Source organism: Pantoea sp. EKM101V (genome assembly GCF_011800325.1).
Lineage (GTDB): Bacteria > Pseudomonadota > Gammaproteobacteria > Enterobacterales > Enterobacteriaceae > Pantoea > Pantoea anthophila.
This window is the reverse complement of the sequence record NZ_JAALFP010000005.1, coordinates 288,702-311,542: the sequence shown is the minus strand read 5'-3', so window position 1 is coordinate 311,542 and position 22,841 is coordinate 288,702. Positions and strand designations below refer to the sequence as shown.

Below are 22,841 nucleotides of genomic sequence, written 5' to 3'. Positions count from 1 at the left end.
GATTGCCGTGCTTTGCCTGATTTTTTCCTGTGTTTTAAGCCACCTGGCGCAAAGTCGACATCGCTAATTGTAGACCAATCTGACTGCCAGCGGGATGCAAATCCGCCGCCGATCGGTTAAGCACATCCACCGAAAGTTCCACATCCTGCGCCCGGATACGGTAGCGGATGACGTTGCCCAGCAGGCTGTGGCTGAGGATGACCGCAGGAATGCCCTGGCCCTGCGCCGTGAACTGCATCGATTCCGGACGAATCGCCACCTGGCTGTGAAAAGGCTGGCCGGTCAGCCGCGTCGCCTGCTCAGCGCTGAGCAGGTTGTAGTTACCGATAAACCCGGCGGCGAAGAGGTCAGCCGGCTGGGTGTAGAGCGCTTCGGCATCGCCGTTCTGCACGATTTTACCCCGGTTCATCAGCACAATACGATCGGAGAGCGTCAGCGCCTCCTCCTGATCGTGGGTGACGAAAAGGGTCGTGAGGTTCAGCTCGCGCTGGATGCGGCGGATTTGATCGCGCAGATGGCGACGGATTCGCGCATCCAGTGCCGATAGCGGCTCATCCAGCAGCAGCAGACGCGGACGCGTCACCAGCGAGCGTGCCAGAGCTACGCGCTGACACTGCCCGCCCGACAGCTGATGCGGATAACGGCGCGCATAGTCGCTGAGCTCCACCAGCTCCAGCACCTCCGGCACCCGCTGGCGGATCTCTGCGTCGGGCAGCTTCTGCATCTTCAGGCCAAACGCGACGTTTTTCTCTACCGTCATGTTGGGAAAGAGTGCGTAGCTCTGGAACACCATACCGATGGCGCGCTTCTGCGGCGCCAGCGGCACAATATCGTGACCCGCCAGCCGGATTTCGCCGCTGTCGACGCCGGTTAAACCGGCCAGGCAGCGCAGCAGCGTCGATTTACCGCAGCCGCTGGGGCCGAGCAGGGTAACAAACTCACCTTCTGCCGCGCTGAAATCGATCTCCTCGAAAATGGGGGTGGGCCCGTAGCGTTTATTCAGCGATCTGACCTCAAGATAACTCATACTCAGCCTCGTTCGGGATTCAGGGCGTTAGCCAGCCAGGTGACCAGCAGCACCACAAAGAAATAGGAGATCACCAGCGCGCTGGTGAAGTGACCGCTGCCGTTGCGCATGTTGTAGAGATAGACCTGCAGGGTTTCATAGCGGTTGCCGACCAGCAGGTTAGCAAAGACAAATTCGCCAATCAGAAAAGAGAAGGAGAGCAGGACCGCAATCAGCATCCCTTTGCGCAGGTTGGGCAGCACCACCCAGAGTGCCGCCTGCCAGGTGCTGGCACCCAGCAGCTGCGCGGCGTCGATCAGCTCTTTCAGGTTGATGGCCTGCATATTGTTCGCCAGCGCCCGATAGATAAAGGGCAGCGCGATGGTGAAATAACAGCCAATCAGTATCCAGGGTGTGCCGGTCAGCATCAGCGGGGAGGAAGAGTAGAGCTGCAGCAAACCCACTGACGAGACCACCGGCGGCACGGCAAAGGGCATCAGGATCAGAATGTTCATCACCGCATCCAGCCGTGGATAGTAGTAAGCAATTACAAACATGGCAGGCAGCACCAGCAGCAGCGAGAAGAGCAGCGCACCAAAGCAAATCAGCAGGGAATGGCCCAGCGCCGTCAGAAAACGCGGGTCACTCCAGAGCTGGATGAACCACTTCAGGCTATAGCCCTGCGGCAGAATGGTATTACTCCAGTCAGAGGCGATCGCATAGAGCAGCGTGGCCGCCAGCGGCAGGGCCAGCAGGAGAAAAAGTACTCCAACCATTATCCGGTGATACAGGCGCTCAGCAGATGACATGACGGCTCCTTCAGGGCTGCTTCGCGTTGAGATAGCTGCGGCGCACCAGATACTGCTGCACCAGGGTAATCAGCGCCATAATCGCCACCAGCAGCATCGCCAGCGCGCTGCCGGTGTTGGGGTCCAGCGAGATATCCCCGGAGACCAGCGCGGCGATGCGCACCGGCACCACGTTAAAGTTTCCGGTAGTCAGGGCATAAATGGTGGCGTAAGCCCCCAGCGCGTTCGCCAGCAGGATGACAAAGGTGCCAAGCAGCGCCGGAAACAGAATCGGCAGGGCGATGTGCCACCCGTAGTGCCAGCGGCTGGCCCCCAGCAGAGCCGCTGACTCCTGCCACTCTTTCTTCAGCCCGTCGAACGCCGGGTAGAGCAGCAGCACGCCCAGCGGGATCTGGAACCAGGTGTAGACCAGCACCATGCCGTTGCGCGAAAAGAGCCGGAAGCTCTCAATCAGCCCGTAGTGACGCAGCAGCAGCGTCAGACAGCCGTTCAGCCCCAGCAGGATCACAAAGGCGAAGGCGAGCGGTACACCGGCAAAATTGCTGGTCATGTTGGTAAAGGAGAGCAGGAAGCGCTGCAGCCGCCCGCCGCCGAGCTGATGCAGGGAATAGCCGGTAACCAGCGCAATCACTAATCCATAGACGCTTGACCAGAACGAAATATCGAGCGAAAAACGAAACGCCTGCTGATAAAAGGGCGATGTCAGGATGTCGTGATAGTTATCCCAGCCCCACTGGCTGTTCATCTCACTCCAGAAGCTGTTGATGGCGATCCACAGCAGCGGTGCCAGCTGAAAGGCGACCCAGAACAGGGCAAACGGCAGCAGCAGCAGCAGGGCAAAGCCTTTTTTCCTCATCTCTGTGGCTCCGCCAGCAGCCCGCGGCAGACCGGTTTGTCATGCGGCACCTCAAGCAGTTCGCACAGGGTGCCGCACAGATCGGTCTGCTGCGGTGCCAGATCAGGCTGCAGCGAGAAGGCCCGGCCAAAGACAAACAGCGGCACCGTAGTCTCCTCAGGCAGAATGCCGCCATGGGAGCGATCGTCATTCATACCGTGATCGGCGGTCACCATCACCTGATAGCCCTCGGCCAGCCACAGCGGCATCCACTGCGACAGCAGGCCGTCGGCGATGCGCGCCCGGTTGCGGTACTGCGGTGAGGAGAGCCCCGATTTATGACCGGCGTCGTCGATGTTCATCGGGTGGATCAGCAGAAAGTCGGGATCGTGACGCAGCCGCAGGCTCTCTGCGTCTTCAAACAGATGCGAATCGGGATAGCTGTCGTCAGAGTAAAAATGACCATACTGAATCGGCAGTTCCGGTGCGTCCGTATGACGATCGCGCGCCGGAACAAACGGGGTGCGGTTATAAAGTTCACTCACCCAGTGGTAGGCCGCCGCCGCGGTAGTCAGGCCCGCCGCACGGGCAAAGTGAAAGATGCTGCGCTCGCGACTTAACCGGCTGACGCCATTGTGAATAATGCCGCTCCTGACCGGCGGGACGCCGGTCAGGATGCACTCATAAAGCGGCCGCGACAGTGAGGGCAGTTCACAGGTCAGACGGTAGTAAAAACCGTTGCCCTGCGAACATTCGGCATGCAGATAACCCATTGCATGTTGTGCGACCTGATTGCTCAGCCCATCCAGCACCACCAGGATAGTCTTCATTTCCTCTCCCCGCCGCAGGTTACTGCTGCATGTTGATGATGACGTTTTCCTGCCACAGGCGCGGCAGCATTTTTGACGATTTATCCCAGGCGGCCTGATCTTTAACCGGGCGGGCATTTTTGTACTCTGACTGCGGCAGCAGACGAGCCTGAACATCCGCAGGCAGCGTCAGATGCTCGGCACGAATCGGACGGGCATAGCCCTTCGCCAGGTTGATCTGGCCCTGGTCTGAGAAGATATATTCGCGCGTCAGTTTTGCCGCGGCAGGATGTTTCGCATATTTGTTGATGAGGGTGGTGTAACCGGAAGTCACAGAACCGTCAGAGGGGATCACCACTTCGTAGCGGCTTTTATCAATCTGGTCACGGTAGTTAAGGGCGTTAAAGTCCCACACCACCGCCATCTGCACTTCCCCTTTTTCGATGTTGGCGATCACCGGATCGGTCACGCCAAGACGCCCCTGTTTTGCCAGGTCAGCGAAGAATGCCAGCGCCGGTTTCAGGTTCTTCTCGTCGCCGCCTAATGCGTAGTTTGCCGCCAGCACACCGTTGGCTGCCTGAGCTGCCACGCCGACATCACCGATAGTAACCACATACTTACCTTTTTTCAGATCGGCCCAGCTGTGGGGGATATCCTTAACCTGCTGCTTGTCGATCAGGAAAGCGATGGTGCCGGTATAGGCCAGCGCCCAGTGACCCTCTTTATCTTTGGCCCAGGCCGGGATCTGATCCCAGTGGGTCGGTTTATACGGCTGCGTCAGCCCTTTCGCCACGGCGATGGGGCCAAAGGCCGCGCCGACGTCGCCGATGTCAGCGCTGGCGTTATCTTTCTCCGCATCAAATTTCGCCAGCTCCTGCGCCGATGACATATCGGTGTCGCTGTGCTTAAGGCCATATTTGCTGTTGAGATCGCTCCAGGTCTCCTTCCAGTTGGCCCAGCTGTCCGGCATCCCGACGCTGTTGACCTGGCCTTCACTGCGCGCCGCTTTTTCCAGCGCGGCGAGGTCGTTATCGGCGGCCTGCGCGACGGGCAGGGTGAGCACTACAGCACTGGCTACTACAGAGGCGATAAACGCTTTCATCTCAGTTGCTCCGGGTGTAAGTTGAGGGGCCTGACTGGTCTAGTCCAGCAAGAACCGAGCCAATGTAGCCCCTGTATATGAACGATTTATGACAGAACCGCGCGATACGGGGGAAGAAAGGCAGCAGACCCGGGTCATCCGCCCGTCACAGGCGCGTTAACCTGAACAGTTATAGTGCGGAGTCGCACCAGAATGAGGCTACTGTTGTGGAGTCAATCGCACTCAAAACGGCGGAGGCGATCGCCAGTGCACTGCTGAGCCGTATCCGGGATGGCGAGTTTCAGAGCGGGCGGTTGCCGGCGGAACGCGCCCTGAGCGAGGCTTTCAGCACCACGCGGATCACGCTGCGTGAAGCGCTGGGCAAGCTGGAAGCGCAGGGGATGATCTACCGTGAGCTGCGTCGGGGCTGGTTTATCGCGCCGCCGCGGCTGGTCTACAACCCGCTGCACCACAGCCACTTTCATGCGATGGCGACGGAGCAGGGGCGGCGGGCGACGACGGAGGTTATTGCGGCTGGCGAGGTAGCCGCGCAGGACGCCGTGGCGACAGCACTGGGTCTGGCCCCTGGCTCGGTGGTCTACTGCATCCGCCGTCTGCGGCGCATTGATGGGCGCGCGGTACTCTATGTGGAACACTACCTGAATCCGCACTTTTTCCCTGGCCTGCTGGAGGAAGATCTGACGCGCTCCCTGACCGACCTCTATGACCAGCGCTACGGTATTCGTTACGGTGGCGCGCGCTTTACCATTCTGCCCGGCCCGCTGCCGGACGTTGCCGCACCTGCGCTAAATGTGGCGACCGGCAGCCCCGGCCTGCTGATCACCCGCATCAACCGCAATCAGCAAAAAGCGGTGATCGACTGCGACTGTGAATACTGGCGCTATGATGCACTCTGTGTGGATGTCGAAGCCTGAGGAGTTATTGTGATTTACATCACACTCGCGCATGATGATGCGCGCTGATAACTCCATTTTGAGGCGCAACATGAGTGACAAAAATCCTTTGGCCCGCCACCTTGCAACGGCACTGCAGTGGGTGCTGAATGTGGGCCTGCTGAGTCTGGCGATCATCCTGATCGTCTTTTTAGGCAAAGAGACGATCCATCTGGCAAACGTGCTGTTTAATACCGGCGAGCAGGCCTCTTCCTATCTGCTGATTGAGGGAATCGTGATCTATTTCCTCTACTTCGAATTTATTGCCCTGATTGTGAAGTACTTTCAGTCCGGCTATCACTTTCCGCTGCGCTATTTTGTCTACATCGGCATTACGGCGATCATCCGCCTGATTATTGTCGATCACAAAAATCCCTTCGATACGCTCTGCTACTCGGCAGCGATACTGATGCTGGTCATTACGCTGTGGCTGGCAAACAGCAACCGGCTGAAACGCGAATAATTCACCTGCCGTCTGGTGCGACGGCAGGTGTTCGCATCGCGTCTCTGCGCTAAACTACCGACCTCAAAATTACCGGGAGTGGTGCTATGTCTCAAGACGCGCTCAGCTTATTAGGTGCGCTCAACTGGCTTTCTCCATCGCAGGCAGCCCTCGCGCCGCCGTTGCTCGACTGGCTGATGGAAGAGGATTCAATGACGCGCCGTTTTGAACAGCATTGTCAGCGGGTGACGGTTCGGCCATTGCGCGAAGGCTTTATCGACGCCAGCGAGTTGGGCGAGGAACGCGCCCTGTTGCCGGATGATGAACGCTTCTGGCTGCGTGAAGTGCTGCTGTTCGGCGACGATCAGCCCTGGCTGGCGGGCCGCACCCTGGTGCCGGAAAGCACCCTCAACGGGCCTGAGGCGATGCTGCAGCAGCTGGGTACCCGTCCTCTGGGTCGCTATCTTTTCTCCTCTTCGACGCTGACCCGCGATTTTATTGAACCCGGACAGATTGATGCATTGTGGGGGCGGCGGTCGCGTCTGCGCCTCTCCGGCAAGCCGCTACTGCTGACTGAACTGTTTTTACCGGCATCGCCGCTCTATCGCGATCTGGTCTGAGGATTTTGTGGTGGAAAAGAGCTTAAGTATGAATAAATGGCGGGACTACAGCCGCCTGATGCGCATCGATAAACCGATCGGCACGCTGCTGCTGATGTGGCCCACGCTCTGGGCACTCTGGCTGGCTGACATGGCGATGCCGCCGTTACCGGTGCTGGCGGTGTTTGTGGCCGGGGTCTTTGTGATGCGGGCGGCGGGTTGTGTCATCAATGACTATGCCGATCGCAAAGTGGATGGTCACGTTGAGCGCACCCGACATCGGCCGCTGGCCAGCGGCGCGGTGAGTGCCAGAGAAGCGAAGCTGCTGTTTGTAATTCTGGGGCTGGTGGCTTTTGCGCTGGTGCTGACCATGAACCTGATGACCATCATGCTTTCCGTAGTGGGGCTGGCGCTGGCCTGGGTCTATCCCTTTATGAAGCGCTATACCCATCTGCCGCAGGTCGTACTGGGGGCCGCATTTGGCTGGGCAATCCCTATGGCCTGGTGTGCAGTTAGTGAGTCCTTACCTCTGGTCTGCTGGCTGGTATTCATTGCCAACATCTGCTGGACGGTTGCTTACGATACGCAGTATGCGATGGTGGACAGGGACGATGACCTGAAGATTGGGGTGAAGTCGACCGCCATTTTATTTGGTCGCTTCGACAAGCTGATTATTGGTCTGCTGCAACTGGCGACCCTGCTGCTGATGGCGTGGGTGGGGACGATGCTGCACCTGAACAGCGCCTTCTACTGGACGCTGCTGCTGGCTGCCGCCCTGTTTGTTTATCAGCAGAAGCTGATAGCCGGGCGCGAACGTCAGCCCTGTTTCCAGGCTTTCCTCAATAACAACTATGTCGGGATGGTGCTGTTCCTCGGCATTTTAATGAATACACCGCCGTTCACTCAGCTGTTCTGACTGGAAAGGCAGCCTGTCATAGCGGGAAGGCCGCGCCTGCGCAGGGGACAGGGCCAGATCGGAAAGACGCAAAAGCTGTCATCCATGACGGCTCGGCCCGCGCCATCCCTGGCGCGGGACGCTTTCCTCTTCTGTCCCTGTCCCCTGCGCGTCAGGTTTTTCGTTGCGGTAAGAAGCCTGCCTGACAGCCCTGTGCGACATAAAAAAGGCGACCCTGAGGTCGCCTTTTTTGCTTTACGCGGGTATCAGTCGTGCGCGACAGCCGTTTCAATGGTCATCCGGACATCGCTGGTCACCAGGTCAGCCAGGATGTGCCAGGTGGCCTGGGTCTGTGCCACATCCGCATCTCCGCTGTCACTGATATAGCCTTCATCACGCAGCGTCAGTACCAGTGAGGTAAAGACCGCTTTGTCGAAGAACTCCGGAGCGTTGATACCGTGCAGCACGGAGAGACGTTGTGCCAGTGTCCGGCTCTCTTTCTCCAGCGTGCCGCGGTTAATTGTCGGCTTGGCGCTGAGAATCGAGAAGGTAATGGCATAACGCTGCAGCGTTTCACGCACACCGGCGGCCAGCAGTTGCAGCGTGCGATAGCGCGCTGCGGTAAAGCGCAGTTCACCGGCCTCAAGCGTAATCAGACCCTGACGCGCCAGCTCCTGACTCAGTTCAGTCAGCAGTTGCGGCAGCTCATCCCTCTCCCAGCGCAGGAAGAGCTCACTCTTCAGCATCGGATAGATCAGGCTGACCTGACGCAGCAGTTCCGCTTCGCTCAGCGTCTGGTGTTGCTGAACAATGGCGGCAATCAGCGATGGCATCACCAGCATGTGATGAATGTTGTTGCGGTAATAGGTCATCAGCACCGCCTGCTCACGCGGCAGAATGATGATGTCGCCAATGCTGTCCTTTTCACTCTCAAACTTGTTCATGCCCAGGGCGTGATCCAGCAGGGCTTCCGCAGAGAGATCGGGCAGGGTCGCATTCGGCGAGTAAGGCACATTGCGCAGCAACTGGGTATAGCACTCCAGCTGTTCAATCAACTGTTCGCGGGTAAGTGAGCGCTGACGTGAGGCAAGCAGGGCCGTAACACAGAGGTTCATGGCGTTAGCCGCGCCGGCTTCATTGATCCGCACCATCACGCGAGCCGCAATATCGTTCACGGTCGGGGTCAGCCAGCCGGGACGCTGTGGCTCAATCGGATCGATCGAGTCACGCCATTCCGGCACGCGCTTGTTGAGATAGTTAACCAGCGGCAGCGGTTCGCCAAAGTTAACGTAACCCTGACCGAGATTGCGCAGCTTACGCAGGCCACGCACCATCTGCATGAAGCCCTCTTTCTCTTTTGCCGCGCCGCGCAGCTCTTTGGCGTAAGTACCCACTTCCATCACATGCTCATATCCGATGTAGATCGGCACCAGCGTGATGGGACGATTGCCGCCGCGCAGCATCGCCTGCAGCGTCATGGCTAACGTGCCGGTTTTCGGGTCCAGCAGACGGCCCGTGCGTGAACGGCCACCTTCGACAAAGTACTCAACCGAGTAACCCCGGGTGAACAGCTCACCGAGGTATTCGCGGAATACCGTGGCGTACAGCTTGTTGCCTTTAAAGGTGCGACGGATAAAGAAGGCACCCAGACGACGGAAGATCGGACCGGCTGGCCAGAAGTTGAGGTTGATGCCTGCTGCGATGTGCGGCGGCACCAGGCCCTGATGATAGAGCACGTAGGAGAGCAGCAGATAATCCATGTGGCTGCGGTGGCAGGGCACGTAGACAATCTCATGACCATCCTGCGCCAGCTGGCGCACTTTTTCGCCGCCATTGACGTTGATGCCCTGATAGAGACGGCTCCAGAGCCAGCCCATCACCCGATCAGTGACGCGAATCGCTTCATAGGAGAAGTTCGCCGCAATCTCTTCCATCATCTCGACGGCATTCTGCTGCGCTTTCTCATGGGAGATTTTTTTGCTGCGCGCCTCATCTTCTACGGCTTTTTCAATCGCTTTGGATTGCAGCAGGCGATTAAACAAATCCTGACGGGCCGGTAAACGCGGGCCAATCGCAGCCAGCCGCTGACGGGCAAAATGGATACGCGCGACGCGGGCCAGCTTCTGCGCGATCGACTTATCTGTCCCATGTTCCGTGGCCATACGCCGCAGCGACACGGTCGGCGAGAAGCGGACAAAGCTGTCGCGCCCATGCCAGATGACCGCAAAGAACTTCTGCACGCCGTTCAGCACCCGCAGGTGTGGTGTGGCTTCGCCCTGGACTTCACGTCCCGGTGCGCGGCCAAACATCACGGTGACGGGCAGCATCTGAATATCCAGCGTGGGATTATTGCGATGCAGGTCCAGGTAATCGTGGAAAATTTTCACCGATTCCACGCTGGGTACAAAATAGGGGAAGACGCGCGGGCCATCGTGGATAAAGACGTGGCGAGGCAGCAGGGAACCATCAATCTCTAGTGGAGAGAGCGGATCGGGCAGATGATGCCGCAGACACTGCGCGCGCAAAGTCAGTAAGTCAGCCTTCGAATCGTAAGGCAAAACATACATAATAGGTCGGGTCGGATCCAGACCATGTTCAGACACGGGATCGGCCGGAATGGCCTTACTCTTTACCAGAAACGAGAGTGGTAAATTAAGCAATTTATAATAAAGTTTACGCCAACCTGACATAGACAACATGAAGCCTCTTGTTAGCAAAGCGCCGCAAGCATACCAGAAAGTGCAGCGAAGATCTGTGGTGGTGCCAAATGCACGCAGCCCAGACATTGACGTCAATCCGATAAAAGGGTTCCCACACATGGCAAATAATGCCACCGGACTTATCAGAATAGTAAAAGCCGCCGGTTACTCCTGGCAGGGGCTGCGGGCCGCGTGGCAACATGAAGCGGCGTTTCGTCAGGAAGCCCTGGCTGCGCTGGCGGCGATCATTATCGCGTGCTGGCTGGACGTTGATGTGATCTCGCGCATCCTTATGATTGGGTCGGTGGTGCTGGTGGTCATCGTCGAAATCCTCAATAGCGCCATTGAAGCGGTGGTCGATCGCATCGGGCAGGAGCATCATCCGCTCGCGGGCCGGGCAAAAGATATGGGTTCGGCAGCGGTACTGCTGGCTATCTTACTGGCCCTGTTTGTCTGGATCGCGCTGCTCTGGACACATTTGCGATAAACCTTCCATAACGCGGCTCAGGCCGCGTTTTCCCTGACAATCGGTTTTCATTTCGCCAATACCTGTATATACTCACAGCGACTGTATAAACAACCAGGGGGCGGGATGAAAGCATTAACCAGCAGGCAGCAGCAGGTCTATGACCTGATTCGCGACCATATTACTTCAACAGGCATGCCGCCTACGCGTGCCGAGATTGCCGCGCAGCTGGGTTTCCGCTCGCCAAATGCGGCAGAAGAGCATCTGAAAGCGCTGGCGCGCAAAGGCGTCATTGAGATTGTCTCCGGCGCATCGCGCGGCATCCGTCTGTTAATGGAAGAAGAAGCCTCAGAAGGCATACCACTGATTGGCCGGGTTGCTGCCGGTGAGCCCATCATGGCGCAGGAACATATCGAGACGCATTACAAAGTCGATCCGGGCCTGTTCAAACCTTCGGCGGATTTCCTGCTGCGCGTCAGCGGAATGTCGATGAAAGATATCGGAATTATGGACGGCGACCTGCTCGCGGTGCATAAAACGCAGGATGTGCGCAATGGCCAGGTCGTGGTGGCCCGCATTGACGATGAAGTGACGGTGAAACGCTGGAAAAAGCAGGGTGCTATCGTGCATCTGCTGCCCGAAAACAGCGACTTCGACCCGATTGTTGTCGATACGCGCGCCCAGTCGCTGACCGTGGAAGGTCTGGCGGTGGGTGTCGTACGCAACGGCGAATGGCTCTGATTCTGACGCCTGCGTGCATTCGCCTTTTCTGGTGCTATTCTGTCTGCCCTGATTTTGTCGCTGCCGCCTCTGCGCAGCGACACTGAGCACGGAATGGCGAATGCGCTTTATCACGGCAACCGATAAAAATCTCTGGCGGCTCGCGCTGCCCATGATCCTGTCAAATATCACCGTTCCCTTGCTGGGCGTGGTCGATACGGCAGTGATTGGTCATCTCGACAGCCCCGTCTATCTTGGCGGGGTCGCGGTCGGGACGACCGTCACCAGCTTCCTCTTTATGCTGCTGCTTTTCCTTCGCATGAGCACCACGGGCCTGACGGCACAGGCCTTCGGGGCAGGCGACAAAGCGGCGCTGGCACGCGCCCTGATCCAGCCGCTGATCATGGCGTTGCTGGCGGGTCTGCTGTTTGTCGCGCTGCGTTACCCCATTATTCAGCTGGCCACCCATCTGATTGGCGGCGATCCTCTGGTACTGGCGCAGGCCGGACTGTTTATTCAGATCCGCTGGCTCAGTGCGCCTGCCACGCTGGCGAACCTGGTGATTCTGGGCTGGCTGCTGGGCGTGCAGTATGCGCGTGCGCCGGTGATCCTGCTGGTGGTGGGGAACCTGGTGAATATCGTGCTCGACCTCTGGCTGGTCATGGGGCTGCACTGGGGCGTTGCGGGGGCAGCCACCGCCACGGCACTGGCGGAATATATCACGCTGGGCGTCGGCGGCATGATGGTCTGGCGGGTTCTGAAGCTGCGCGGCATTCCGTTCAGCCTGCTGAAACAGAGCTGGCGCGGTGACAGCGCCCGGCTGCTGCGCCTCAACCGGGACATTATGCTGCGCTCTCTTATGCTGCAGCTCTGTTTCGCCTCGCTGACCGTGCTGGGCGCCAGGCTGGGGCCGGAGGTGGTCGCGGTGAATGCCGTGTTACTGATGTTCATTACCTTTACCGCCTACGCGCTCGATGGCTTTGCCTATGCCGTCGAAGCGTTTGCAGGTGAAGCGCATGGCGCAAAAGATGGCAGCAAACTGCTGCGCGTCTGGCACTCTGCCTGCCGACAGGCGGCGGCGGTGGCGCTCTTCTTCTCGCTGGTTTATGCCTTTACCGGCCCGCAAATCGTGATGCTGCTGACCTCTCTTCAGACAGTGCAGCAGGCGGCCGACCGCTATCTGGTCTGGCAGGTGATCATGCCGCTGATCGGCGTCTGGTGTTATCTGCTGGATGGGATGTTTATCGGCGCAACGCGCGGACGTGAGATGCGTAACAGCATGGTGGTGGCAGCCGCAGGCTATTTTCTGACGCTGCTGAGCGTGCCGGTGCTGGGCAATCACGGTTTATGGCTGGCGGTAACGGTTTTCCTCGCACTGCGCGGCCTCTCACTGTGGCTCATCTGGCGCAGGCACTGGCGTCAGCACAGCTGGTTTGCGGCCTGAGCAGGCAGATCGTTTTTAGTCCGATAGTGATTATTCCGCCGCTTATCCCCGTCGTCCGCGCTTTTTACCCTCATCCTGATGGTCATGTCCGCAGTTTTCGTGCTGCGTGCAGGCGTCTGCTTCCGCGCAGTTTTCGCATAAGCCATGGGCTTCGATCACGCTGTGACGCAGGGCAAACTGCGCTTCACCCGCCAGCGTGGCGATAATCTTTTCCACGCCCTGCGCCTGCTTCTCGGTGACGGCGGCGCAGCGGTCACAGACCAGCATGACCGACGTATGAGCCGGCGCCTCAAAATGGTGACACATCACATAGCTGTTGTTGGACTCCACCCGATGCACAAAACCCTGCTCCAGCAGGAAGTCGAGCGCACGGTAAACCGTGGGAGGTTTGGCCTGAGGTTCGCTGATCCGAAGCTGATCCAGCAGATCGTAGGCACTGATTGAGCCCGGCTGTTCCGCCATCAGACGCAACACTTCAGCGCGCTGCGAAGTCAGACGCACACCACGTTGCAGGCACATTTTTTCGGCCTGAATCAAAATTTGCTGCGACGTCATGGTAGTCATGAAAATCCTCCGCTGAATAAGTGATGTTATTTTATCACATAACCTGTCAGGGTGCTGAAGCGCGCTTCTGTCTGTTAAAACAGCACAATTAGCCTGAAAAAACAGCGCCTGAGGAATTTTCGCCCCTCTCTATCTCAAATCTGACGAAAAAACCGATCCACCTGTAAATCAACCGGAGCAGAATTTTTTGTCCTTTTGCTTTGCATCTCACTGAGTTAAGAAGTAATGTTCAGAAAGACTTAATAAAAGTCTGACATTATTTGAAATTAGCCGGTCCGTTTTTAATAATTACACGCTAATTCTGGTCGTAAAACGTCCAATCCTTTGAATTAAGACACTGTTTCCTTTGAATTCACAGCAATAACGCGTTAGCCAGGGTTCACAATAGGGCTGACAAACTATTCAGTTGTTGAATGTATCAACGACACTTTCTCAGGTGATGGCAGGCAAATGGTGAAAAAATCCGCTCAACGCTCAGCGCTGATCTGTTCCGCTGCAGCGACCGCGCTTTTCCTTTCTTCTTCCGCCATGGCGGCAGGGACCTGGTATGATGCACGTAATGACGCCATGGGCGGCACCGGCGTGGCATCTTCTGTTTATGGCTCTGCAGTGCTGGCGAACCCGGCATTAATGACGCGTGCTAAATCTGACGATAATGTCAGCATTATTATTCCTTCAGCAGGCATTCAGGTAACGGACAAAGATAAGCTGATCGATAAAGTCGATGATATTACCGACACCGTGGATCGTTACCGCGGTGTGATTGGTAACCTGACGTTTGCCGATTATCTGCGTGGTTATCCTGAACTGCGTGCTGCCTCCGGCGATGTCGCTGACAAGCTCAGCGATTTGCGCGGTAACAAAGCGGACGGCAGTGCGGGTGCGGCCGTCGCCGTGACAATCCCCAATGAAACGCTGCCTTTCGCCTTTATCGCCAAAGCCTACGGTACGGCACACGTCCGGGCTAACGTGGTACAGGGTGACATCAACTACCTGCGCGGGGTTGCTAACGGTACGATTCTGCCCGTTCCGGGCGATCAGAATAACCTTCGCTCCAGTGCGAACGGCTTAGCGGCGCTGGTTACCGATTATGGTGTGGCGGTGGCGCATGAGTTCACTGTCGCCGGTCAGCCGGTGTCGGTGGGCGTGACGCCAAAAGTGCAGAAAACCTGGCTCTATAACTACACTGCCAGCATCTATAACTACGACAAAAATGACATCAACAACAGTCAGTATCGCAGCACCGACACCGGCTTTAACGTTGATGCCGGTCTGGCGACCACCTTTGCTGAAAACTGGACGCTGGGTGTGACCGGACAGAACCTGGTTTCACGCGATCTGCAGACCCGGGAGGTTAACGGGTTCCGCGACACCTACCAGATTCGCCCGCTGGTCACCACCGGCCTGTCCTGGGATAAAGGTCCGTTTACCGTAACCGGCGATGTGGATCTCACGGAAACCAAACGTTTCAAGACCCAGGATAACAGCCAGTATGCGGCAGTGGGTGCGGAGTACCGCGTACTTGACTGGCTGCAGCTGCGCGCAGGTTATCGTGCGGACATGCGGTCTAACGACGAAAATGTGGCCACGGCAGGTTTTGGTTTGTCGCCGTTTAACAAAGCTGTCCATCTGGATCTGGCTGGCTCCGTCGGTGCTAACAATACCTGGGGCGCGATGATGCAGCTGGGCTTTAACTTCTAAGCGGATTATCCCGGCTCTCCGGGGGCGGGCGATGCACTATCGCCCGCCCTTGTGTTATCCTTGCACAGAATTCCATCACCCTTAATTACCGGATTGTCTGCGCTACATGGCTACTTTTTCTTCGCAACGCTTCTCCATCGCCCCTATGCTCGACTGGACCGATCGGCACTGTCGCTATTTTCATCGTCAGCTGACCGGCGACACCCTGCTCTACACCGAAATGGTGACGACCGGCGCGATCATCCATGGCAAAGGGGATTATCTGGCTTACAGTGACGCTGAACACCCGGTTGCATTACAGCTGGGCGGAAGCGATCCGGCGGCGCTGGCGCAGTGCGCGAAGCTGGCGGAGCAGCGCGGCTACGATGAGATCAACCTGAACGTCGGCTGTCCCTCTGATCGGGTGCAGAATGGCCGGTTCGGTGCCTGCCTGATGGCCGAAGCCACTCTGGTCGCAGATGCCGTGAAAGCGATGCGCGACGTGGTGTCGATTCCGGTCACGGTGAAAACCCGCATCGGGATTGATGAGCTGGACAGCTATGCCTTCCTGACCGACTTTATCGGCACGGTGGCGGGCCGCGGCGAGTGCGAGACATTTATCATCCATGCGCGCAAAGCCTGGCTCTCCGGCCTCAGCCCCAAAGAGAACCGCGAAATCCCCCCGCTGGATTATCCCCGCGTCTACCAGCTGAAGCGCGATTTCCCGCATCTGACGATTGCGCTCAATGGCGGCGTGAAAACGCTGGAAGAGGCACAGGCGCATCTGGAGCACCTTGACGGCGTGATGATGGGCCGTGAAGCCTATCAGAACCCCGGCATTCTGGCGCAGGTCGACCAGCAGCTGTTCGGGCGTCAGCATCCGGCGGCTAACCCGGTTGAGGTGGTACGCGCCATGTATCCCTATATTGAAGCGGAACTGGCGAAGGGCACCTATCTGGGCCACGTCACGCGCCATATGCTGGGACTCTTCCAGGGCATTCCGGGCGCACGCCAGTGGCGACGCCATCTGAGTGAAAATGCGCATAAGCCGGGGGCGGATGTCCGCGTTCTGGAAGCGGCGCTGGCGCTGGTGGCGGATAAGATTCCACAGGAAGCCTGATCCGCTCACGCCGCAGAAAACCAGCCTTCGGGCTGGTTTTTTTTACGCCATCATCTGGTCTTTTTCACCAGGTTATCTCACACTCCCTTCCCGTAAACCACGACTATTCAATGGGTTACCTGTTGGCACGCTTTTTGTAACTGTCCTGGTATGAAAGTGGATAAAGGAGTCCTGACGTGGAAATTTTATTTGTATTGGGGTTTTTCCTGATGCTGTTGCTGACCGGCGTGTCGCTGCTGGGCGTGCTGGCAGCACTGGTGGTCGCCACCCTGGTAATGTTTGTCGGCGGGTTGTTTGCACTTGTTATCAAAGTGTTACCGTGGCTGGTGCTGGCCGTAATCGCGGTCTGGCTGCATCGCGCCTTCTTTGGCGACAGCGAGGCGCGGGCACGACGTAAGCTAAGACGTAAGATCAACAGGTTAGACCGGAAAAGCTGGCGATAATTGCGGGAGTGATCACAGAGTGAGAGATTGCAAAGCCGCAATCTGCAATTAAACATATTTTTTACTTATGTTTTCTGGCAGGATGGCTTTTGTCAACGCGATGTGCCATCGACGCGACAGGAATTCATCGCCGCTGTCCCTACACCAGCGCGAACAAAAAATAAAAAAGAGAAGGGCTTCCTGCGGGAAGCCCTTTTTGTTTGTCCGGTCAGGGGATCAGCAGGCAGGAACCCTGCGTGGCACGGCTCTCCAGAATCTGATGTGCTTTGCTGGCCTCTTTCAGCGCAAACTTCTGCTGCTCCGGTACCTCCACCCTGATTGCGCCGCTTGCCAGCAGCGAGAAGAGTTCGGCGCTGGCCGTTTCCAGCTCCTGGCGGTTGGTGATGTAGCCAAACAGCGAAGGGCGGGTAACAAACAGCGAGCCTTTCTTATTCAGAATGCCGAGGTCGATGCCGGTTACCGGCCCGGACGCGTTACCGAAACTGACCATCAGCCCGTGACGGCGCAGGGAATCCAGCGACGCTTCCCAGGTATCTTTGCCGACAGAGTCATACACCACACCCACTTTTTTCCCGTCGGTCAGCTCGCTGACGCGCGCGGCAATATTCTCTTCGCGATAGTTGATGGTCGCCCAGGCCCCGGCGTTTCTGGCGATGGTTGCTTTTTCCGCAGAGCCGACCGTGCCAATCAGGTGTGCGCCCAGTGCTTTTGCCCACTGACAGGCGATTAAACCGACGCCGCCTGCGGCGGCATGAAACAGGAAGGTCTCGCCGGCGCTGATTTTATAGGTCTGCCGCAGCAGATACTGCGTGGTCAGCCCTTTCAGATAGCTGGCGGCCCCCTGTTCAAAGCTGATCGCCTCCGGGAGATGCATCAGGCGATCTTCGGCCACGTTATGGACTTCGCTGTAGGCCCCTATTGACGCCAGGCAGTAGACCACGCGATCGCCGGGTTTAAACAGGGTGACGCCACGGCCCACACGCGACACCACGCCTGCGGCTTCCGTACCCAGACCCGAAGGAAACGCCGCCACCGGATAGAGGCCGCTGCGCACATAGGTGTCGATGTAATTAATCCCGATCGCGCGGTGTTCCACCTGCACTTCATGTTCAGCCGGGTCAGCCGGGTCAAAATCCGTCCACGTTAACACTTCCGGTCCGCCGTGCGCGCTGAACTGAATACGCTTTGCCATTCTGACTCCTGTGATTGTTTCATCATGAGGGTGAGGCACGCCCCCCAACTAAGGTATACTTGCGCGTCCCCACAGAAGATCGGTAATGCATTCACTATGGCAGGAAATAAACCCACCAACAAATCGAACGAAACGCAGGATCGCCAGCTGGCTGGCGTGAAAATGCCCCCGCATTCGCTGGAAGCGGAGCAGTCGGTGCTCGGTGGGTTAATGCTGGATAACGAGCGCTGGGATAACGTCTCTGAGCGCGTCGTCGCGAATGATTTTTTCAACCGCTCGCACCGGCTGATTTTTTCAGAGATGCAGCGGTTGCTGGAAAACAGCAAGCCCATTGACCTGATTACGCTCTCCGAGTCACTGGAAACCCGTGGCGAACTGGAGATGGCGGGGGGGTTCGCCTACCTGGCTGAGCTGGCGAAAAACACCCCGAGTGCAGCAAACATCGGCGCCTATGCCGATATCGTGCGCGAACGTGCGGTCGTACGCGAGATGATCTCCGTCGCCAACGAGATCGCCGATGCCGGTTATGATCCGCAGGGGCGGAACAGCGAAGAGCTGCTCGACTTTGCGGAATCGAACGTCTTCAAGATTGCCGAAGCGCGCGCAGATAAAGATGCCGGGCCGAAAAACATCGAGCAGATTCTGGAATCGACCGTCTCCCGTATTGAGTCGCTCTATCAGACCCCGCACGATGGCGTCACCGGCGTCGACACCGGCTATCAGGATCTGAATAAAAAGACCGCTGGCCTGCAGGGTTCAGACCTGATCATCGTCGCCGCCCGTCCTTCGATGGGTAAAACCACTTTTGCGATGAACCTGTGCGAAAACGCCGCGATGCTGCAGGATAAGCCGGTGCTGATTTTCAGTCTGGAGATGCCCAGCGAGCAGATCATGATGCGTATGCTGGCCTCGCTTTCCCGCGTCGACCAGACCCGCATCCGAACCGGCCAGCTTGATGATGAGGACTGGGCCCGTATCTCCGGCACCATGGGTATCCTGCTGGAGAAGAAGAACATGTACATCGATGACTCTTCCGGCCTGACCCCCACTGAAGTGCGTTCGCGTGCCCGGCGTATCTACCGTGAAAACGGCGGATTGAGCCTGATCATGATCGACTACCTGCAGCTGATGCGCGTGCCGTCGCTGTCGGACAACCGAACGCTCGAAATTGCGGAGATCTCCCGCTCACTCAAGGCGCTGGCCAAAGAGCTTAATGTGCCGGTGGTCGCGCTGTCGCAGCTTAACCGCTCACTGGAGCAGCGTGCCGATAAGCGTCCGGTTAACTCGGATCTGCGTGAATCGGGATCGATCGAGCAGGATGCGGATTTGATCATGTTCATCTATCGTGACGAGGTCTATCACGAGAACAGCGATCTCAAAGGGATCGCCGAGATCATCCTGGGTAAACAGCGTAACGGTCCAATCGGTACGGTGCGGCTGACGTTTAACGGTCAGTGGTCACGCTTCGACAACTACGCCGGCCCGCAATACGACGACGAATAATCTGCGCTTTGTGCTGTCATGCACGATCTGTGCATGACAGCTCCCATCATCAGAAAATAGTGTTGGACAACCTCTCCGGTTATCGGGTTATCTGTAACAAAGCGACGCCTCTCACGCTGTGGAAACGGAATGACTCACGTAGACGATTACGACCTGAAAATCCTGACTTTATTACAAGCTAACGGCCGTCTTACTAACCAGGAACTCAGCGACCTGGTTGGCCTCTCCGCCTCGCAATGTTCCCGCCGCCGCATCAATCTGGAACAGGCCAATCTGATTCTGGGCTATCACGCCCGGCTCTCGCCCGATGCCATCGGCCTGGGGATGGTGGGGCTGATAGAGGTACGCTTAATCAACCACACCACCGAATATGTGGAGAGCTTTCACCGCATGGTGGAGCAGGAAGAGGCGATTGTCGACGCCTACAAAACCACCGGTGACGCTGACTATCTGCTTAAAGTGGCGGTGGCCGATCTTAACTCCCTCAGTGCGCTTATCAGCCAGTTAGTGGCGGGCCATCAGAGCGTGTCCCACGTCAAAACCGCCGTTGTACTGGGGCGCATGAAAGAGAATGGCCTGATGATGCTGCCTGCGAACAAAACGCGCTAAAAAGGTGCGTGCTGTGCGTTTTTGGTGCAGACTGGCGACCATAAACGCAAAGAATACGCATCGTAACGGGATTTTGCGCATGGAGTGACGGTTTTAACCGGAAGGTATGCACGAAATCCTGTTATAAAGCGCCTTAGATATCAACGGGATATCACCAGCCTTCGGCCAGCAGCCGATTGACGCTGCGGCAATGGTGCGTTTTTTGCATTGCAACCGCATCATTTGCACTGAGACAACCCCCATGGATAACATCGCAGAACCCTCCCGCGTCCCGCATTCGCGTATTGAAGATGCGCTGGCGATGGTGCTGGGCACCCTGATGGTTTCGTTCGGCGTCATTATGCTGAAACAGGCGGGTGCCCTGACGGGCGGCACTGCCGGTATCGCCTTTCTGCTGAGCTACCTCTCTCCGCTCTCCTTTGGCAGCGCATTTTTCCTGATCAACCTGCCTTTTTACTGGCTGGCGGTAAAACGCATGGGCTGGGAATTTACCCTGAAAACCTTCTGTGCCGTCGGGCTGGTATCGCTGTTTACGCAGCTGCACCCGCTGTTCGTTCACTTTTCCGATCTCAATCCGTTCTATGCGACACTGTTCGGTAACGTCATCATGGGGATCGGGTTTATAGTGTTGTTTCGTCATAAGGCGAGCCTGGGCGGCATCAATATTCTGGCGCTGTGGCTACAGGATCGCGTTGGGATCCGCGCGGGTAAACTGCAGATGGCGGTCGACACCTGCGTCGTGCTGGCGTCCCTGTTTGTGGTCAGTGGCCCCATCCTGCTGGCCTCCATTGCAGGAGCCGTGATCCTCAATCTGATTATTGCAATGAACCACCGTCCGGGACGCTATCGGGTTTAGCCCTCTTTACCTCTGGACCAATCATGGAGACCTACACCGTGTTTCAAAACGTTGATGCCTATGCGGGCGATCCGATTCTGTCGTTGATGGAAGCCTTTAAACAAGATCCGCGCGAACACAAAGTTAACCTGAGCATCGGGCTTTACTACGACGAGCAGAACATTATCCCGCAGCTGAAGGCCGTAGCGGCTGCTGAAGAGCAGCTCAATGCCGAGCCAAAGCAGGCATCGCTCTATCTGCCCATGGAAGGCCTGAACAGCTACCGCAACGCGATCGCGCCGCTGCTGTTTGGTGCCGACCATCCGGTGCTGCAGGCGGGTCGTATCGCCTCGATTCAGACGCTGGGGGGATCGGGTGCGCTGAAAGTCGGGGCAGACTTCCTTAAGCGTTACTTCCCGCAGTCGGCCGTCTGGGTCAGCGATCCCACCTGGGAAAACCATATCGCGATTTTTAATGGCGCAGGTTTTGAGGTGAAGAGCTACCCCTGGTATGACGCCGAAACCCACGGTGTGCGTTTTGATGCCTTTATCCATACCCTGAAAACGCTGCCAGCGCAGAGCATCGTGTTACTGCATCCCTGCTGCCATAACCCGACCGGCGCTGACCTGACCAATGCACAGTGGGATGAGACCATTGAGGTACTGAAAGCACAGCAGCTGATTCCTTTCCTGGATATCGCCTATCAGGGCTTTGGTGAAGGCATGCAGCAGGATGCCTATGCGCTGCGCGCCGTCGCGGCAGCCGGCCTGCCGGCACTGGTCAGCAACTCTTTCTCTAAAATCTTCTCGCTCTATGGTGAGCGCGTAGGCGGACTCTCTGTCGTCTGTGACAGCGCCGAAGAGTCAGCGCGCGTGCTGGGCCAGCTGAAAGCGACCGTTCGCCGCAACTACTCCAGCCCGCCGAATTTCGGTGCGCAGGTCGTGGCCCGCGTCCTCAACGACGACGCGCTGAAAGCGAGCTGGCTGGACGAAGTGGAGACGATGCGTCTGCGCATTCTCGCGATGCGTGAGTCACTGGTCGGGGTGCTGAGCACGGCACTGCCGGGCAAAAACTTCGACTACCTGCTGAAGCAGCGCGGCATGTTCAGCTACACCGGCCTGAGCGTGCAGCAGGTTGACCGCCTGCGCAATGAGTTCGGCATCTACCTGGTGGGCAGTGGCCGCATGTGTGTGGCCGGTCTGAACAGCAAAAATGTGCATCAGGTGGCGGAAGCCTTTGCCGCGGTGATGTAACGGCACGCCTGCTGTGAACAAACCGCCCGCCTCGCGCTGGCGGTTTTTTTATGGCTCAGGGTTTACCTTTCGGCGACATGCTGCACACTTAAACGGGGTAACCGTTTCAGGAATAAGCTATGTGGCATCAACAGACTATTACGCTGAGCGCGAAGCCGCGCGGCTTTCATCTCATCACTGATGAGATCACCGACTCGCTCTCCGGATTGCGTGATATCAAAACCGGTCTGCTGCATCTGCTGTTGCAGCATACGTCCGCGTCATTAACCTTAAATGAAAATTGCGATCCGACGGTGCGCAGCGATATGGAGCAGCATTTCCTGCGGCACGTGCCGGAGAATGCGCCTTATCAGCACGACTACGAAGGACGTGATGACATGCCGGCGCACATTAAATCCTCGACCCTGGGCGTGTCGCTCTTGCTGCCGGTTCAGCGGGGACGTCTGGTTCTGGGGACCTGGCAGGGTATCTGGCTGGGCGAGCATCGCATTGAGGGCGGTGCCAGGCGGATTGTCGCCACTTTACAAGGGGAATCGTGATGAATCACTCAGACTTACTGACCTATTGCATGAGCAAGCCGGGCGCAGAGCAGAGCGTCCACAGTGACTGGAAGGCCACGCAGATCAAAAGCAACGGCGTGCTGTTTGCGATGGTACATGAGGTAAAAGGGCGGCCTGCGGTTTCGCTGAAATCGACGCCTGCGCTGGCAGAGCTGCTGCGCGAAGAGCATAGCGACATCATTCCCAGTGAGCATCTGAATAAATCACACTGGAGCACACTGTTCCTGGATGGGTCGCTGAAGGATTCGCAGATCTACTATCTGGTCGATGCCTCCTTCCAGCAGGTTGACGCCGCGCGCCAGGCCGCGCTTTAACACCCTCCTG

24 protein-coding genes are annotated in these 22,841 nt (G+C 57.5%); 16 read left to right on the top strand and 8 right to left on the bottom strand.

Annotated features, from left to right (window positions below):
• Nucleotides 1–34: 34 nt before the first annotated feature.
• From HFD92_RS10915 to HFD92_RS10895, 5 genes are read right to left on the bottom strand one after another with little or no spacing between them, the layout of a single operon-like run.
• On the bottom strand, nt 35–1,027 hold the full coding sequence (locus HFD92_RS10915; RefSeq protein WP_046101005.1) for an ABC transporter ATP-binding protein: 993 nt from the start codon (nt 1,025–1,027) through the stop codon (nt 35–37).
• A 2-nt stretch (nt 1,028–1,029) separates the two neighbouring features.
• A complete protein-coding gene (locus tag HFD92_RS10910) occupies nt 1,030–1,815 on the bottom strand; it encodes an ABC transporter permease (protein WP_111208881.1) in 786 nt (261 codons plus the stop codon).
• A gap of 10 nt (nt 1,816–1,825) precedes the next feature.
• Nucleotides 1,826–2,671: an ABC transporter permease subunit gene (locus HFD92_RS10905; RefSeq protein ID WP_167428917.1), complete on the bottom strand. Its 846-nt coding sequence runs from the start codon at nt 2,669–2,671 to the stop codon at nt 1,826–1,828.
• Complete coding sequence (locus HFD92_RS10900) at nt 2,668–3,480, bottom strand: alkaline phosphatase family protein (protein ID WP_046101007.1); 813 nt, start codon at nt 3,478–3,480, stop codon at nt 2,668–2,670. The genes HFD92_RS10905 and HFD92_RS10900 overlap by 4 nt, the downstream gene beginning before the upstream one ends.
• Nucleotides 3,481–3,499: 19 nt before the next feature.
• Nucleotides 3,500–4,561, bottom strand: a complete 1,062-nt coding sequence (locus tag HFD92_RS10895) for an ABC transporter substrate-binding protein (protein WP_009092621.1) — start codon at nt 4,559–4,561, stop codon at nt 3,500–3,502.
• A 206-nt stretch (nt 4,562–4,767) separates the two neighbouring features.
• Here HFD92_RS10895 and HFD92_RS10890 point away from each other — a divergent pair, with 206 nt between their 5' ends.
• The 4 genes from HFD92_RS10890 to ubiA all read left to right on the top strand — a co-directional run bounded on the left by HFD92_RS10890 (nt 4,768) and on the right by ubiA (nt 7,450).
• Nucleotides 4,768–5,475 (top strand): UTRA domain-containing protein, encoded by a 708-nt coding sequence (locus HFD92_RS10890; RefSeq protein ID WP_009092620.1) that lies wholly within the window; start codon nt 4,768–4,770, stop codon nt 5,473–5,475.
• 70 nt (nt 5,476–5,545) lie between these two features.
• Nucleotides 5,546–5,956 carry a phosphate-starvation-inducible protein PsiE gene (gene psiE, locus HFD92_RS10885; RefSeq protein WP_009092619.1) on the top strand — a complete coding sequence of 137 codons (411 nt, stop codon included), beginning with the start codon at nt 5,546–5,548 and terminating at the stop codon, nt 5,954–5,956.
• Nucleotides 5,957–6,042: 86 nt separating this feature from the next.
• Nucleotides 6,043–6,555 (top strand): chorismate lyase, encoded by a 513-nt coding sequence (ubiC, locus tag HFD92_RS10880; protein WP_009092618.1) that lies wholly within the window; start codon nt 6,043–6,045, stop codon nt 6,553–6,555.
• Nucleotides 6,556–6,583: 28 nt separating this feature from the next.
• Nucleotides 6,584–7,450 carry a 4-hydroxybenzoate octaprenyltransferase gene (gene ubiA, locus HFD92_RS10875; RefSeq protein ID WP_369974609.1) on the top strand — a complete coding sequence of 289 codons (867 nt, stop codon included), beginning with the start codon at nt 6,584–6,586 and terminating at the stop codon, nt 7,448–7,450.
• Nucleotides 7,451–7,695: 245 nt separating this feature from the next.
• On the opposite strand, the gene plsB is transcribed toward ubiA, so the two are convergent.
• Entirely contained in the window at nt 7,696–10,119 is a 2,424-nt protein-coding gene (plsB, locus tag HFD92_RS10870) for a glycerol-3-phosphate 1-O-acyltransferase PlsB (protein WP_154928693.1), read from the bottom strand.
• A gap of 127 nt (nt 10,120–10,246) precedes the next feature.
• Here plsB and HFD92_RS10865 point away from each other — a divergent pair, with 127 nt between their 5' ends.
• The 3 genes from HFD92_RS10865 (at nt 10,247) to dinF (ending at nt 12,758) form a co-directional block, all read left to right on the top strand.
• Nucleotides 10,247–10,615, top strand: coding sequence for a diacylglycerol kinase (locus HFD92_RS10865; protein ID WP_009092615.1), 369 nt, complete (start codon nt 10,247–10,249; stop codon nt 10,613–10,615).
• Between the two features lie 105 nt (nt 10,616–10,720).
• Complete coding sequence (gene lexA / locus HFD92_RS10860; protein ID WP_009092614.1) at nt 10,721–11,335, top strand: transcriptional repressor LexA; 615 nt, start codon at nt 10,721–10,723, stop codon at nt 11,333–11,335.
• Between the two features lie 100 nt (nt 11,336–11,435).
• Nucleotides 11,436–12,758, top strand: a complete 1,323-nt coding sequence (dinF, locus tag HFD92_RS10855; RefSeq protein ID WP_167428916.1) for an MATE family efflux transporter DinF — start codon at nt 11,436–11,438, stop codon at nt 12,756–12,758.
• A 42-nt stretch (nt 12,759–12,800) separates the two neighbouring features.
• On the opposite strand, the gene zur is transcribed toward dinF, so the two are convergent.
• The gene (gene zur / locus HFD92_RS10850; protein ID WP_009092612.1) at nt 12,801–13,322 is read right to left on the bottom strand and encodes a zinc uptake transcriptional repressor Zur; all 522 of its coding nucleotides are present in this window, start codon (nt 13,320–13,322) and stop codon (nt 12,801–12,803) included.
• Between the two features lie 450 nt (nt 13,323–13,772).
• Between zur and traF the strand changes: the two genes are divergently transcribed.
• From traF to pspG, 3 genes are all read left to right on the top strand, one after another.
• Complete coding sequence (traF, locus tag HFD92_RS10845) at nt 13,773–15,023, top strand: conjugal transfer protein TraF (protein WP_009092611.1); 1,251 nt, start codon at nt 13,773–13,775, stop codon at nt 15,021–15,023.
• 106 nt (nt 15,024–15,129) lie between these two features.
• Nucleotides 15,130–16,122 (top strand): tRNA dihydrouridine(20/20a) synthase DusA, encoded by a 993-nt coding sequence (gene dusA / locus HFD92_RS10840; protein ID WP_009092610.1) that lies wholly within the window; start codon nt 15,130–15,132, stop codon nt 16,120–16,122.
• A 176-nt stretch (nt 16,123–16,298) separates the two neighbouring features.
• Entirely contained in the window at nt 16,299–16,565 is a 267-nt protein-coding gene (gene pspG, locus HFD92_RS10835) for an envelope stress response protein PspG (RefSeq protein WP_009092609.1), read from the top strand.
• Nucleotides 16,566–16,773: 208 nt separating this feature from the next.
• Here the strand turns inward: pspG and HFD92_RS10830 are convergent, their stop codons facing one another.
• Nucleotides 16,774–17,757, bottom strand: a complete 984-nt coding sequence (locus HFD92_RS10830; protein WP_167428915.1) for a quinone oxidoreductase — start codon at nt 17,755–17,757, stop codon at nt 16,774–16,776.
• 96 nt (nt 17,758–17,853) lie between these two features.
• On the opposite strand from HFD92_RS10830, the gene dnaB reads away from it, so the two are divergent.
• The 6 genes from dnaB (at nt 17,854) to HFD92_RS10800 (ending at nt 22,831) form a co-directional block, all read left to right on the top strand.
• Nucleotides 17,854–19,260, top strand: a complete 1,407-nt coding sequence (gene dnaB, locus HFD92_RS10825; RefSeq protein ID WP_009092607.1) for a replicative DNA helicase — start codon at nt 17,854–17,856, stop codon at nt 19,258–19,260.
• Nucleotides 19,261–19,389: 129 nt separating this feature from the next.
• On the top strand, nt 19,390–19,869 hold the full coding sequence (locus tag HFD92_RS10820; protein ID WP_167428914.1) for an Lrp/AsnC family transcriptional regulator: 480 nt from the start codon (nt 19,390–19,392) through the stop codon (nt 19,867–19,869).
• Between the two features lie 241 nt (nt 19,870–20,110).
• Nucleotides 20,111–20,725 carry a YitT family protein gene (locus HFD92_RS10815; protein WP_009092605.1) on the top strand — a complete coding sequence of 205 codons (615 nt, stop codon included), beginning with the start codon at nt 20,111–20,113 and terminating at the stop codon, nt 20,723–20,725.
• 38 nt (nt 20,726–20,763) lie between these two features.
• Nucleotides 20,764–21,957 (top strand): amino acid aminotransferase, encoded by a 1,194-nt coding sequence (locus tag HFD92_RS10810; protein ID WP_009092604.1) that lies wholly within the window; start codon nt 20,764–20,766, stop codon nt 21,955–21,957.
• Between the two features lie 119 nt (nt 21,958–22,076).
• Nucleotides 22,077–22,496 carry a secondary thiamine-phosphate synthase enzyme YjbQ gene (locus tag HFD92_RS10805; protein WP_009092603.1) on the top strand — a complete coding sequence of 140 codons (420 nt, stop codon included), beginning with the start codon at nt 22,077–22,079 and terminating at the stop codon, nt 22,494–22,496.
• Nucleotides 22,496–22,831 carry an MmcQ/YjbR family DNA-binding protein gene (locus tag HFD92_RS10800; protein ID WP_009092602.1) on the top strand — a complete coding sequence of 112 codons (336 nt, stop codon included), beginning with the start codon at nt 22,496–22,498 and terminating at the stop codon, nt 22,829–22,831. Before HFD92_RS10805 ends, HFD92_RS10800 begins: the two co-directional genes overlap by 1 nt.
• The last annotated feature ends 10 nt before the right edge of the window (nt 22,832–22,841 follow it).

What these genes read in the sequence shown, in the direction of transcription:
- ubiA (WP_369974609.1), top strand. Translation starts at nt 6,584, where the DNA reads ATGAATAAATGGCGGGACTACAGCCGCCTGATGCGCATCGATAAACCG.
- zur (WP_009092612.1), bottom strand. Translation starts at nt 13,322, where the DNA reads ATGACTACCATGACGTCGCAGCAAATTTTGATTCAGGCCGAAAAAATG.
- HFD92_RS10800 (WP_009092602.1), top strand. Translation starts at nt 22,496, where the DNA reads ATGAATCACTCAGACTTACTGACCTATTGCATGAGCAAGCCGGGCGCA.
- ubiC (WP_009092618.1), top strand. Translation starts at nt 6,043, where the DNA reads ATGTCTCAAGACGCGCTCAGCTTATTAGGTGCGCTCAACTGGCTTTCT.
- plsB (WP_154928693.1), bottom strand. Translation starts at nt 10,119, where the DNA reads ATGTCAGGTTGGCGTAAACTTTATTATAAATTGCTTAATTTACCACTC.
- HFD92_RS10910 (WP_111208881.1), bottom strand. Translation starts at nt 1,815, where the DNA reads ATGTCATCTGCTGAGCGCCTGTATCACCGGATAATGGTTGGAGTACTT.
- HFD92_RS10820 (WP_167428914.1), top strand. Translation starts at nt 19,390, where the DNA reads ATGACTCACGTAGACGATTACGACCTGAAAATCCTGACTTTATTACAA.
- HFD92_RS10915 (WP_046101005.1), bottom strand. Translation starts at nt 1,027, where the DNA reads ATGAGTTATCTTGAGGTCAGATCGCTGAATAAACGCTACGGGCCCACC.
- HFD92_RS10905 (WP_167428917.1), bottom strand. Translation starts at nt 2,671, where the DNA reads ATGAGGAAAAAAGGCTTTGCCCTGCTGCTGCTGCTGCCGTTTGCCCTG.
- dinF (WP_167428916.1), top strand. Translation starts at nt 11,436, where the DNA reads ATGCGCTTTATCACGGCAACCGATAAAAATCTCTGGCGGCTCGCGCTG.
- HFD92_RS10830 (WP_167428915.1), bottom strand. Translation starts at nt 17,757, where the DNA reads ATGGCAAAGCGTATTCAGTTCAGCGCGCACGGCGGACCGGAAGTGTTA.
- HFD92_RS10895 (WP_009092621.1), bottom strand. Translation starts at nt 4,561, where the DNA reads ATGAAAGCGTTTATCGCCTCTGTAGTAGCCAGTGCTGTAGTGCTCACC.
- lexA (WP_009092614.1), top strand. Translation starts at nt 10,721, where the DNA reads ATGAAAGCATTAACCAGCAGGCAGCAGCAGGTCTATGACCTGATTCGC.
- psiE (WP_009092619.1), top strand. Translation starts at nt 5,546, where the DNA reads ATGAGTGACAAAAATCCTTTGGCCCGCCACCTTGCAACGGCACTGCAG.
- dnaB (WP_009092607.1), top strand. Translation starts at nt 17,854, where the DNA reads ATGGCAGGAAATAAACCCACCAACAAATCGAACGAAACGCAGGATCGC.
- HFD92_RS10805 (WP_009092603.1), top strand. Translation starts at nt 22,077, where the DNA reads ATGTGGCATCAACAGACTATTACGCTGAGCGCGAAGCCGCGCGGCTTT.
- HFD92_RS10815 (WP_009092605.1), top strand. Translation starts at nt 20,111, where the DNA reads ATGGATAACATCGCAGAACCCTCCCGCGTCCCGCATTCGCGTATTGAA.
- traF (WP_009092611.1), top strand. Translation starts at nt 13,773, where the DNA reads ATGGTGAAAAAATCCGCTCAACGCTCAGCGCTGATCTGTTCCGCTGCA.
- HFD92_RS10900 (WP_046101007.1), bottom strand. Translation starts at nt 3,480, where the DNA reads ATGAAGACTATCCTGGTGGTGCTGGATGGGCTGAGCAATCAGGTCGCA.
- HFD92_RS10865 (WP_009092615.1), top strand. Translation starts at nt 10,247, where the DNA reads ATGGCAAATAATGCCACCGGACTTATCAGAATAGTAAAAGCCGCCGGT.
- dusA (WP_009092610.1), top strand. Translation starts at nt 15,130, where the DNA reads ATGGCTACTTTTTCTTCGCAACGCTTCTCCATCGCCCCTATGCTCGAC.